Raw genomic sequence first — 10,772 nt, forward strand, 5'->3', positions numbered from 1 at the left:
CCCTGTAGGGGCAAGCCAATAGTTGAGGCTTGCCCCTACAGGGCAGCCGGAAATGGCACAAGCACTTCGATGGCTACAAACCGCTTGCTCCTACCGAGCAGGTTTTAAACCACAACCGCTTCACTCAATACACCTAACGACTATCGACTAAATCACATCATTACGCGCAGCCTCCGGATCGTTATATTTGACATCCAGCATGTCTGTGGATTTTACCTCTGATGGATCGCGGGGGGAGGTGTTTTCCTTGATCTGACCGGCTTTCACGGCGCTTTCGTCCATTGCCTCGCGGGGCTGCTCCATCATCTGGGCCGTTTCCTGCGGGCGTTCAGCCGCCTGATACGAGTGTGTATCGGTTTCGTCTTCGTCGTAAGGCCGCGACGAAGGTCCCGTCCGGCCGTGATCGGTCATGCCCTCTTCCGGGTTGCGGTTCGGGTCTGATTGCGACGAAATATCCTGCGTATCAACCGTACGCGGACCGGCATCCAGGCCCGAGTAGATTCCACCGTCGGCCATAGAGGTAGCTTTTGAGCCGTCGCGGCTGGCGCTCATGTTGGTTTCGTACGCATTCGCTATACCCCCCGCATTGATATCCGGAACATTCGGGCTCGGGGTAGTCGGTATAGTGGGTATTTCCGGGGCCGGCGATGGTGGCGTCGGTGGTTGCGGGGTTTCCGGGGCGGGTGGTACCGGCTGGTTCGGGTCGGGCGTCGATGGGTTTGGATAGCCCGGCGTCATCATCTGCACCGTAAAGGCAAAGGTGGGCGTAGCCTCCGAATCCTGCTGACTGGTCCGGTCGTTTGTCCGATTTTCATCGGCATCGTCGGTCCGATACCCGGTATTTACTTCGGCTCCGGCGGCCGGATTACCGGTAATACCGGCAACGGCAATGGGGTCGTTGGGTACCACGCGGCTGTCGCCGATGCCCCCACCGGCGCGGAGGGCGGCTGCTGAATTCTCGTATTTCTTTTCGGCACCCTGCGGGTCTGGTTCGGTGTCGGTACCCTGCTGATTGCGGGGCCGGTCGGTATCGGTGCTATGATCCAGGGCCCGCTCTTCGTCGCTGCCTAAGCGGATGCGGGGCTGGTCGTCACTAACGGTATCTTTGGTGTGCATGGTCGACACCAGCTTGCCGTCTACCAGTTTCACCATATGCGTTTCGGCCTGGTCGGCCCCAAACATGATATCGGCATCGTCGGCGGAGACCTGATTGGCCTCCCGTGCGCCGTCGGAAAGGTTTGCTGAATTTGCCATAACGTTCTATTTAAGAGTATAACAGGAAGTACACAGGTCACGGCTCCACAGGCGGTACCTTTGCCCCTATATAACCGGTCTGGGTATAAAAGGTTTCAGATGATATACCCGGCGTAAATGGTTACCCAACGCGGGTTTTCTTTACTTTTCGCCGGTCAGCCGGTTCCAGAATTCTTTGGCTTTATCGGTCACCTCGTCCAGTTCTTTAGCGGCTTCGGCTTTAAGCGCTTCCAGCTTTTTGCCGGCCGCTTCCAACTGTTCCGCAGCTTCTTCTTTTAGTTCTGCCAATTTCTCCGTTGCCTGCTCCTGCATCCCGGCAAACTGTTCGGACGCAACGGCCAGTTTATCGGCGGCCATGACGCGCAGTTCCTCCAGGTGAACGGCCGCTTCGGTTTTTACGGCTTCGATCTTAACGGAAGCCTGAGTGGCTGCTTCAGTTGCCTGTACCTTTAGGTCTTCAATGGTTTGGGTGGCTTTCGCTTTCGCGATTACCAATTGTTCAGCCGCCTGCGCTTTTAGGTCGTCGACGTCGATGTCTGCGGCAGCCGCCTTTATCTTTTCGGTAACCTCACCGGCAATTTCTTCCACTTTACCGGCGGCTGCGGTTAGCTGTTCCAGGGCTTCGGCCCGCAGGCTTTCCAGCTTTTCGGCTGCGGTCGAGGTCGCTTTACCGGCATCCTCGGCCTTAAATTGGGCCTTTTCGGTTGTAGATTCTTCAGGGTTTTTGATGGGCTCTTCCATATATCTGGTAGTGATTGGTTTTATTGAGTGATGAGGTTTTAGTTTTTTAGGATCTGACCTGTTGTTTCGTATTGATTTTAAAGAAGTAAGCGAGCCTTTATTGGCTTGCCCCTACAGGGCAGAGAATAAGGCACGAATCGGCGTTTCTATAAACCGCTAACCCCTACGGGGTAAGTAGATCGCCATATATTACCCCGTAGGGCCGGACGGCCGGTGCCGTCAACGGTTTATAGCCATGTCTCCTTTCCTGAATACATCCCTGCCCTGTAGGGGCAAGCCTAATTCTGCTCGGTTTTTAAAGCTCAATCAGGAGCAGGATTTGAACAATACTCTTATCACTCAATACAATTAGTTTCAGGTTTCTTAATTTGACTACAAGGTTAACCGAAGTTCAGGTCATTTCATATGATAACCATCAGCTCAGGTCCTGATTAAGTAGAGAGGGGCCAGCAGGATGCTGGCCCGGACATAACCAATCAACCAGCAAACCAATGAACCAAAATCACCCCAGCCGCCGGACAATCAGCGTATTCACCAGATCATAAAGCTGAATCGGCTTCATCGTCCGCCAGTTGGGGATCTCCAGTGTACCGCCGAAGTTGATGTAATAATCCAGGTGGTATTTCTTCCATTCGCGCTCTACGAATTCCTGGAAGTTGACGGCCGAAATCCAGCCGTCTTCCACATCTTCAAACCACTCTTCGTAATAGCTGTCGTCGGAGCCGTGGAAGTTCATGACGTTCTCGCCAATGAGCAGAAAATACTTGATACCCTCTTTCACCAGCGGGTCAATAACCTGGCGTTTGAGGTACATGATGTCGTTGTGCAGCGTATCGTTCCACTCGCCGAACAGTTCCAGGATGACGTACTGACGATCGTAATCGGCAAACAGAATTTTGACGTACAGCGTCTCCGAGCCGATTTCGTCCCAGAGCGGGTGAATGTAATAGCCGTATATATCGTGTTCGTACTGGTTGAAGTTGTACTCGCGGCCGTAAAAAGGAGACCGGGGGTCGTCGGCGGCTACGTACAGCTTTTCCCAATTATAGAAAGGCTCTATTTCGTGCATAAAAACCGGGGTACGGGTAAATGTCGTTTTCCGTAGGATAACGAATCCAGGGCCGGAATGTTGAACGAAAAAAGCAGGCTAGAATTTCCGGTACGCCAGCCAGGCAACCACCGCCAGACAGGCGGCAAACCAGGCAAACGGGAGCCGTAGGTCGATCAGCGACAGGGCACCAAATACCAGCGTCGTTACAAAACTGGCCAGCCCCTGCATGGCCTGATTGAGTCCGAAGATTTCGCCCCGGTCTTCGTCGGAGGTACGCTGGGCCATCAGCCCTTCGATCAGTCCCTGAATGAGGGAGAGCGTCAGGCAGTCGATGGTCACAATGAGGTAGAGGCCCGCCACCGAGGTGCCGATCAGTCCGTAGGCGGCCAGGGTGGGGGTACCCAGCAGGGCAAACCAGAAAATAGCCCGGCGCTGGTTGATACGGTCGGCTAAGTAGGTATAGAAAACGTAATTGATGGCAATGCTCAGGGCACCGAAGTAGATAAAGAAGTACGAAATGGCTTTGGCGTCCATCTGCAACTCCCCCAGACTGGCAAACGCCACAAAATAGAAGTAGTACCCGATGCTGAACGTCAGCGCCACCTGCATCAGCACCAGTTGCAGCAGCCCCGGATGCTGCCGCTCCTTCGCCGTTAACCGCGACCAGAGCGTGAGGACATTGATGGAGAGGGCTACCTCATCCCGCAGTTCCTTGCCGCGTATGCCGGAGGGCTGCGGATGCGTTTCGCGCAGCAGAAAGCTCAGCCCGATATTCAGCGCCGATAAGCCCACGGCCATCCCGGCTACGTAAGTGGCCTGTTGCCCTTCCGGCACGTCAAAAACGGTCAGCAGCAGCCCGGCCGCCATCGGACCGATCACGAACCCCAACGAAATGATGGCCCCTTCAATACCCAGGTTCTTGAACAGCTCATCTTTGGCCGAAATATCGGTAATGGCCGAGCGCACCGTGGCGTACATGCCGTTGGTGAGTCCGTCGCTGAGCCGGTTCACAAAATAAAGACCGGCCCGCACGGGCAGCAGCAGGCAATCGGCCAGGAAGGTGCCGATGGCCGACACAATCATCACCGGCCGCCGGCCGTAGCCGTCGGAAATTTTGCCCAGCATGGGAGCCGCAAACAACTGCACGCCCAGAAACAGGGCCGTTCCCGCCGACAGCCACACCTGCGGCCGGCTGAGCCCCTTCACAAATTCCGGCATAATCGGCCCTATGGCCGACCCCACCACCACATCAATCAGAATAATCGCATAAATCAGCAGCAGCCGTCGATCGCGCATCAATATGTTTTGGTCATGTCTGCCGGAATGGTGAGCACGAAGTTGGCGAGGTCGCGGCTGGATTTTTCGGGGTTGTCGGGGTCTTCCAGTTCAACGGAGGAGATGGTCAGGATGCGGAGGTCGGGGCGCTGTTTGCGCAGATACCAGCCAATGCCTTCAAAGTTGTTGGAATGGTACGAGCCGTTGACGTGCAGCAGCGTCTGGCCCGGTGACAGGTTCTGCAGGATAAAATGGGCCATAGTCGCGTCTTTGATGGCCTGGGCGCGGGGAAAGTTGGCGGCCTGTTCCCGTTTAGCGGCATCGTCGGCACTGCCGCTGCTGTGTGCCGACCCGTGGGCGCTGTCCATCATGCCCAGCATGGCTTTGTAGCCGGGCAGGGTCAGGTCTACCTCAATGGGCAGGGGGGCTATTTGCTGTTTTTCGTTGGCGGGCAGGGCATCGAGCGAGGCCAGTCCCTGGCGGGCAACCATACTGGCGTACCGGCGGGGCACGTTGCTGGCGACCACCGGCACCTGGTTCTTGCGGGCGAAGTCGACGATGGGCCGGTAGTCGGTATCGTAGTTATTCCACAGCCGGGCCTGTTTGTTGAGTTCTTTGTCGCTGATTTTCCCCTGCAGGTACTCGTTCAGCGGCTGCTGGTTATCGGCCTCAAACATCTCGGCTCCCAGCACCAGTTGTTTGCCTTTTCGGGCGTACAAATCTTTAGCCAGTTGGAGTTCAAGCCAGTGGCAGATGGGGTTGTTGTGCAGTTCGCCAAACAAGACCACATCGGCCTCAGCGGCATCTTTGAGCAGCTTATCATAGCGGCTGGGCTTCAGCTTCTGGTCGAACAGCCGGTACGCTGGTTTATCGGACATAAAAGCAGCGGTAGTCAGTAGTATCAGGAGGCACAGAAAATAGTTCATCAACGCTATAGCTTTGTAAGCATAACTCGTACAAGCCCAAAAGAGTACCCGCTTCCCCAAAAAACTTTTCTACAGCAACAAAAAGGCCCCCGACAACCGCCGGAGGCCAACTTTAAACGGCACCGGCCGCCCGGCTCAAACCTTAAACTTCAAACTATACTTTAGTCACCCACCCGAACGGATCGTCAATCCGCCCCGTACGCAGGTCACTCAGGTAATGGTACACCTTGCGCGAGAACGACTCGTCGGTCGGTTCAGGCAGCAGGTAGTCGTGGCCGTTGTAGCCGATCAGGGAGTAGGGCGATACCACCACCGCCGTGCCGGCACCGAACGCTTCGGTCAGGTGGCCGTTCTCAATACCCTGAATCACTTCGTCGACCGACACTTTCCGCTCCTCAACGGTAACACCCCAGCTTTTGGCAATCTGGATGATACTGTCGCGGGTAACACCCCGCAGAATAGAGTCGGAAACGGCCGGGGTCACCAGCTTGCCGTCGATCATGAACATGATGTTCATGGTACCCGACTCTTCAATATACTGGTGCGTAAGGGCGTCGGTCCAGATCAACTGATCGTAACCGGCCTGCTGTGCCAGCAGAGTAGGGTACAGCGAACCGGCATAGTTACCCGCGCATTTGGCAAAGCCCACGCCACCCGGTGCCGACCGGATGTATTCCGTCTCTACTTTCAGCTTCGGCGGCTTGGCGTAGTAGGTGCCTACCGGACAAGTGAAAATGACGAATTTATAGGTCTTGGACGGAGCCACACCCAGGAACGTGTCCGTAGCGAACATATACGGCCGGATGTAGAGCGAACTGCCCGGCTGGCTGGGTACCCAGTCGGCATCCACGCGCAGCAGGGCTTCCAGGCCGCCCATAAACACTTCCTCCGGCAGCGTCGCCATGCACATCCGCGCAGCCGACTCGTTCATGCGCCGGAAGTTATCGATGGCGCGGAACAGCAGCACCTCGCCGGCTTCGTTTTTATAGGCTTTCATGCCCTCGAAGATCGCCTGACCGTAGTGCAGCGACGACAGCGCCGGGCTGAGGGTGAAATTATCGAACGGAACAATTTGCAGGTTCTGCCACTGGCCATCCACAAAATCGGCCACAAACATATGGTCCGAGAAGTGTTTTCCAAACGGCAGATTATTGAAATCTACCTCCTGAATGCGGGAGCTGGAGCCTTTCCGCAATTCAATCTGCAACAAATCAGTAGTCATAGCGGTACAGATAAGATCCACCGAAGCTTTTAGTTGCCGGTGGGAGTTGTCAATGAACAAAAGTAGAGAATTTCCGATAAATTGCCGGAACCCATACATAATAAGCCGCTAAACTCTCGGCTTCCAGGCTACTTCTTCGGCTTCCAGCTCCTGCGCCATCTTGCGGCTGAGCACAAACAGGTAATCCGACAGCCGGTTCAGGTACTGAATCACCAGCTCATCTACCGGCGAGGCTTCACGGAGGGCAATCACCAGCCGCTCGGCCCGCCGGCAGACCGTCCGGGCCAGGTGGCAGTACGAAACCGACGGATGGCCGCCCGGCAGCACAAAGGCCCGCAGTTCGGGCAGTTCCGCATCCATCTGATCCATCGCCTGCTCCAGCAGGGTAATATCTTCCGGTACAATGTCGGGAATGGGTTTGCGAACAACTTTTTCCGGGTCGGTGGCCAGCGTAGCGCCGATGGTAAACAGCCGATCCTGAATCTCTTTCAGCAAGTCACGCCGGGCGTCATTCGCCGGTTGGTCGCGCACCAGACCGATCCAGGCATTCAGTTCATCGACGGTACCGTAGGCGTCGATGCGGTGGTCGGCCTTGCTGACGCGCCGGCCGCCGATGAGGGAGGTTTGTCCTTTATCGCCCGTTTTGGTATAGATTTTCATGGGGTGCGAGGTGTTTTGTTTTTGATGGGGTATATGGGTATTGTTCAATGATAGGAGACGATTTACTCCGTAGGAGCCAGCGGTTTGTAGAAACAGCCGTTCGTGCCCTGCTCATCTGCCCTGTAGGGGCAAGCCTTTAATTCGCTTGCCCCTACAGGGCAGCCAGAAAAATAACGCCTTTTTCGTTTCTACAAACCGCTGGCTCCTACGGAGCATCTGGTACAGCTTTATTAAACTAGTCCCTCCGGAGCATCTACTTCTACTTTTTCAAACAGAAAACCCAGAGCGCTACCTCCGGGTTTCTGAAGACTTGAAAATGCCGGCCACTTATTTCACCGCCGTAGCTTCCGGCAACCCGTATTTGTCGAGCAGGTAAGCCAGGGCGGCCATAGAGGCTGCGCCCAACTCCAGCTCCCGCTTGTTGACGGCCTCAAATTTGTCGATGCCGGTATGGTGGTAATCGAAGTACCGCTGCGAATCGGGTTTGAAGCCGAACAGGGCCGTTCCCTGCTGTGCCAGCGGGCCAATATCGGCACCACCGCCACCGGGGCCAATCTCGTGCAGGCCGTAGGGGGCCAGCAGGCTCTTCCAGTCCTGCACCCTGGATTTTTGCTGCGGAGTGCCCACTATGCCAAAGCCACGGGGCGTAAAACCGCCGTTGTCGGATTCGATAGCGGCCAGGTGTTTTTCGTTGTTCTTTTTGGCATAATCCGCGTAGCCGATGCCGCCCCGCAGGCCGTTTTCCTCGTTCATGAACATCACCGCCCGGATGGTGCGCTTCGGTTTGTAGCCCAATGCCTTCATGATGCGCAGCACCTCAATGGATTGCATACAGCCGGAGCCATCGTCGTGCGCCCCTTCGCTCAGATCCCAGGAATCCAGGTGACCACCCACCACAATGATCTCATCCGGCCGCTCGGACCCCTTTATTTCGCCGACCACATTGTACGATTTGGCATCGGGCAGGGTTTCGCAGTTTTGTTTAAAGAAGAACGTAAGCTGCGGATTCTGCTTCAGCAGGCTGCTGAGCTGATCGGCCCCGTTGGTGCTGATGGCCGCTGTGGGAATAAGCGGTACACCGGTGCCGTAGCGCATACCGCCGGTATGGGGGTTATCGTCGTGGGCGGTAGTCATTGAGCGGACAATAGCACCGACAGCCCCGTATTTGGCGGCAAACGTAGCGCCGTTGGCCCGCTGATCCACCGCCCCGCCGTAGGCTTCAAACGTGTTTAGTTTGGTTGGGTCCATGGGGCGGTTATAGAAGACAATCTTGCCCTTTACCTTATCGGTGCCCAACTGCTCCAGTTCGGCCAGGCTTTTCACTTCGATCACCTGCGCCTGCACGCCTTTCGGCGGAGTCGCCACCGAGCCACCCAGGGCGGCAATGGGTACGGTTATCTTCTGTTTGCCGTTCTGAATATAGGCTTCTTCTTTGGCACCGCGCACCCAGTGGGGCACCATGACCTCCTGCAGAAACACCCGGTCGAAGCCTTCCTGCTCCATCACCTGTTTCGTCCAGTCGACGGCTTTTTGCGCCCCGGCCGAGCCGCTCAGGCGCGGGCCGATCTGTTTGGTCAGGTAGCGCAGCCATTCGTAGGATTTGCCGTTGGCGAGGGCTTCGTTGTACATCTTGCGGATCGCGACGGAGTCGGTATCCTGGGCGTGGGTATGTAAAGTGGTTAAAAGGACGAGTCCGAAGAGTGCTGTTTTTTTCATAGTTAGGTTGTATTTCTGCAAAGGTAAGGACGGGAAGGGAGTTGTTACACAGCGATTTGGAGAGAAGCACGGAGATTCGCAGAGATTTTCTTGTTAGCGCTGCGAATTGCTGATTACCAACTCCTTATGACAACTAAAAAGTAGTTGGTTGGCCCTTACATTACCGGGATGACCCGGCTCAACAGCAAGGGCTGTTAATCAGCGCCCGACCACTTATCGGCCAGGAAGTTTACAGCATGGGAAAAGATAACAGTCTTTCTCTGCAACTTATCCGGCAGAAACGTGTTTAGTGAGAAGCTTCCTTTGCCATGGCCATCAGGCTTAATCAGGTTAATCGCCGGCTCGTCAAATCTGCTTCCTGGAAGAGTTTACAGTGTTTTATAACGGTTTAACACGTACGACAATGGCCACTTATCTTTTTCGGTTAATCAATCAGTTAGTTCGCATATTCCAGCCGATCATCGAGAGTGATCAGGTGATTTACCGGCCTCTGGACCGAGGAGTACCCGGAACCTTTTACCGGCAGTATGCACCGGCTCATCTGCTTGTTCCCTTGCGAATAAGCAACGCACCGGTTCATCTTATGGAGAAGGGAAGGGCATACATGAAGTAGAGTCGGACAGCCGAAAGGGCTGTTTCAGAGCAGGACAAGCAGACAGGCCGGCACCCTTGCCTCCAACCTGTCTGCTTGTCCTTTTATGTATCGGGCTGATTCTTCCCGCTTAGCGGTGGGTTGGGCCGCCCCAGTATGCAATGGTCAGGAACGCTGCCCCGGCTTCACCGATCCCCCGTTTCAATCCATCTTTTCAATTGGATACCTCTGGAAGGCAAAGATGTACAGTAACTCCTCCACCGCATTGTGGGAGGTGTTTCAATCCATCTTTTCAATTGGATACCTCTGGAAGAACCGTCCAGGTGCCGCTGGCTTTCTTCGACAGGTCCCAGCTGGTGGTATTGAGGGTTTCAATCCATCTTTTCAATTGGATACCTCTGGAAGGCATCTACGAATCAGCCGAGTTGCAGCTGGTGACCAAGTTTCAATCCATCTTTTCAATTGGATACCTCTGGAAGTTACAGATACCGGCACTATATTGGTCGCAGAATTTGTGTTTCAATCCATCTTTTCAATTGGATACCTCTGGAAGTTTGCAATGGTCGCAGTGAAATTTACCGTTAGCTGTGTTTCAATCCATCTTTTCAATTGGATACCTCTGGAAGACAATACAGTTCCGCGCCAACGGTGAGACAGACCCGGCGTTTCAATCCATCTTTTCAATTGGATACCTCTGGAAGGTTTAATAGCCTTATTTTTGCTGCAACGTTTTAATCGTTTCAATCCATCTTTTCAATTGGATACCTCTGGAAGTTATCGCCGGGTTATCCCCAGAGATTTCTTTAATGAAGCGTTTCAATCCATCTTTTCAATTGGATACCTCTGGAAGTGCCCTTTAATACCCTTTTGGTTAATCCGGCTCAAGAGGTTTCAATCCATCTTTTCAATTGGATACCTCTGGAAGTTTGGTTTAAGCAATGTTTAACCAAAAGGTTAAGAACTGTTTCAATCCATCTTTTCAATTGGATACCTCTGGAAGTCAATATTTGGAGAACCGGCTATTGATTCATTTCTTGAGTTTCAATCCATCTTTTCAATTGGATACCTCTGGAAGCCATAATGATAATAATTACGGTGCGGCTAATTCGTCCTGTTTCAATCCATCTTTTCAATTGGATACCTCTGGAAGAACGGCTTGCTGCCTCGCCCGGCAGCCGAATAAGCCTGTTTCAATCCATCTTTTCAATGTATCCACCCGAGCAACCCCGTCTAGGAAAAGCGGGTTTTGTAGTGCTGGGGGTATAACTGCCGCAGGTCTTTGTGGTTGATCGTCAGGATGTGTTCCAGCACATACTTCAGCCACTCATTGGCATT

At 54.1% G+C, this 10,772-nt stretch carries 9 protein-coding genes and 1 CRISPR repeat array; of the genes, 1 reads left to right on the plus strand and 8 read right to left on the minus strand.

Features of this window, described 5'->3' with window-relative positions:
- Positions 1-147 precede the first annotated feature (147 nt).
- The 8 genes from ABD931_RS28975 to ABD931_RS29010 all read right to left on the minus strand — a co-directional run bounded on the left by ABD931_RS28975 (position 148) and on the right by ABD931_RS29010 (position 8,845).
- Complete coding sequence (locus tag ABD931_RS28975; protein ID WP_345271617.1) at positions 148-1,254, minus strand: hypothetical protein; 1,107 nt, start codon at positions 1,252-1,254, stop codon at positions 148-150.
- A 141-nt stretch (positions 1,255-1,395) separates the two neighbouring features.
- A complete protein-coding gene (locus tag ABD931_RS28980) occupies positions 1,396-1,995 on the minus strand; it encodes a hypothetical protein (RefSeq protein ID WP_345271618.1) in 600 nt (199 codons plus the stop codon).
- A 502-nt stretch (positions 1,996-2,497) separates the two neighbouring features.
- The gene (locus ABD931_RS28985; protein WP_345271619.1) at positions 2,498-3,064 is read right to left on the minus strand and encodes a hypothetical protein; all 567 of its coding nucleotides are present in this window, start codon (positions 3,062-3,064) and stop codon (positions 2,498-2,500) included.
- 78 nt (positions 3,065-3,142) lie between these two features.
- Positions 3,143-4,342 carry an MFS transporter gene (locus ABD931_RS28990; protein ID WP_345271621.1) on the minus strand — a complete coding sequence of 400 codons (1,200 nt, stop codon included), beginning with the start codon at positions 4,340-4,342 and terminating at the stop codon, positions 3,143-3,145.
- Entirely contained in the window at positions 4,342-5,199 is an 858-nt protein-coding gene (locus ABD931_RS28995; protein ID WP_345271622.1) for a ChaN family lipoprotein, read from the minus strand. The genes ABD931_RS28990 and ABD931_RS28995 overlap by 1 nt, the downstream gene beginning before the upstream one ends.
- Before the next feature lie 202 nt (positions 5,200-5,401).
- Positions 5,402-6,469, minus strand: a complete 1,068-nt coding sequence (locus ABD931_RS29000; protein ID WP_345271624.1) for a branched-chain amino acid aminotransferase — start codon at positions 6,467-6,469, stop codon at positions 5,402-5,404.
- A gap of 108 nt (positions 6,470-6,577) precedes the next feature.
- A complete protein-coding gene (locus tag ABD931_RS29005; protein ID WP_345271625.1) occupies positions 6,578-7,129 on the minus strand; it encodes a cob(I)yrinic acid a,c-diamide adenosyltransferase in 552 nt (183 codons plus the stop codon).
- A 327-nt stretch (positions 7,130-7,456) separates the two neighbouring features.
- Positions 7,457-8,845: a M28 family peptidase gene (locus ABD931_RS29010; protein WP_345271626.1), complete on the minus strand. Its 1,389-nt coding sequence runs from the start codon at positions 8,843-8,845 to the stop codon at positions 7,457-7,459.
- A 403-nt stretch (positions 8,846-9,248) separates the two neighbouring features.
- On the opposite strand from ABD931_RS29010, the gene ABD931_RS29015 reads away from it, so the two are divergent.
- Positions 9,249-9,458 carry a hypothetical protein gene (locus ABD931_RS29015; RefSeq protein WP_345271628.1) on the plus strand — a complete coding sequence of 70 codons (210 nt, stop codon included), beginning with the start codon at positions 9,249-9,251 and terminating at the stop codon, positions 9,456-9,458.
- A 177-nt stretch (positions 9,459-9,635) separates the two neighbouring features.
- A CRISPR array of direct repeats spans positions 9,636-10,587; the repeat unit is 37 nt; unit sequence GTTTCAATCCATCTTTTCAATTGGATACCTCTGGAAG.
- Positions 10,588-10,772 lie beyond the last annotated feature (185 nt).

The organism is Nibrella viscosa (genome assembly GCF_039541875.1).
Lineage (GTDB): Bacteria > Bacteroidota > Bacteroidia > Cytophagales > Spirosomataceae > Nibrella > Nibrella viscosa.

Excerpts from the sequence above, each read along its gene's own strand:
- ABD931_RS28975 (WP_345271617.1), bottom strand. The coding sequence starts at position 1,254 with ATGGCAAATTCAGCAAACCTTTCCGACGGCGCACGGGAGGCCAATCAG.
- ABD931_RS28980 (WP_345271618.1), bottom strand. The coding sequence starts at position 1,995 with ATGGAAGAGCCCATCAAAAACCCTGAAGAATCTACAACCGAAAAGGCC.
- ABD931_RS28985 (WP_345271619.1), bottom strand. The coding sequence starts at position 3,064 with ATGCACGAAATAGAGCCTTTCTATAATTGGGAAAAGCTGTACGTAGCC.
- ABD931_RS28990 (WP_345271621.1), bottom strand. The coding sequence starts at position 4,342 with ATGCGCGATCGACGGCTGCTGCTGATTTATGCGATTATTCTGATTGAT.
- ABD931_RS28995 (WP_345271622.1), bottom strand. The coding sequence starts at position 5,199 with ATGTCCGATAAACCAGCGTACCGGCTGTTCGACCAGAAGCTGAAGCCC.
- ABD931_RS29000 (WP_345271624.1), bottom strand. The coding sequence starts at position 6,469 with ATGACTACTGATTTGTTGCAGATTGAATTGCGGAAAGGCTCCAGCTCC.
- ABD931_RS29005 (WP_345271625.1), bottom strand. The coding sequence starts at position 7,129 with ATGAAAATCTATACCAAAACGGGCGATAAAGGACAAACCTCCCTCATC.
- ABD931_RS29010 (WP_345271626.1), bottom strand. The coding sequence starts at position 8,845 with ATGAAAAAAACAGCACTCTTCGGACTCGTCCTTTTAACCACTTTACAT.
- ABD931_RS29015 (WP_345271628.1), top strand. The coding sequence starts at position 9,249 with ATGGCCACTTATCTTTTTCGGTTAATCAATCAGTTAGTTCGCATATTC.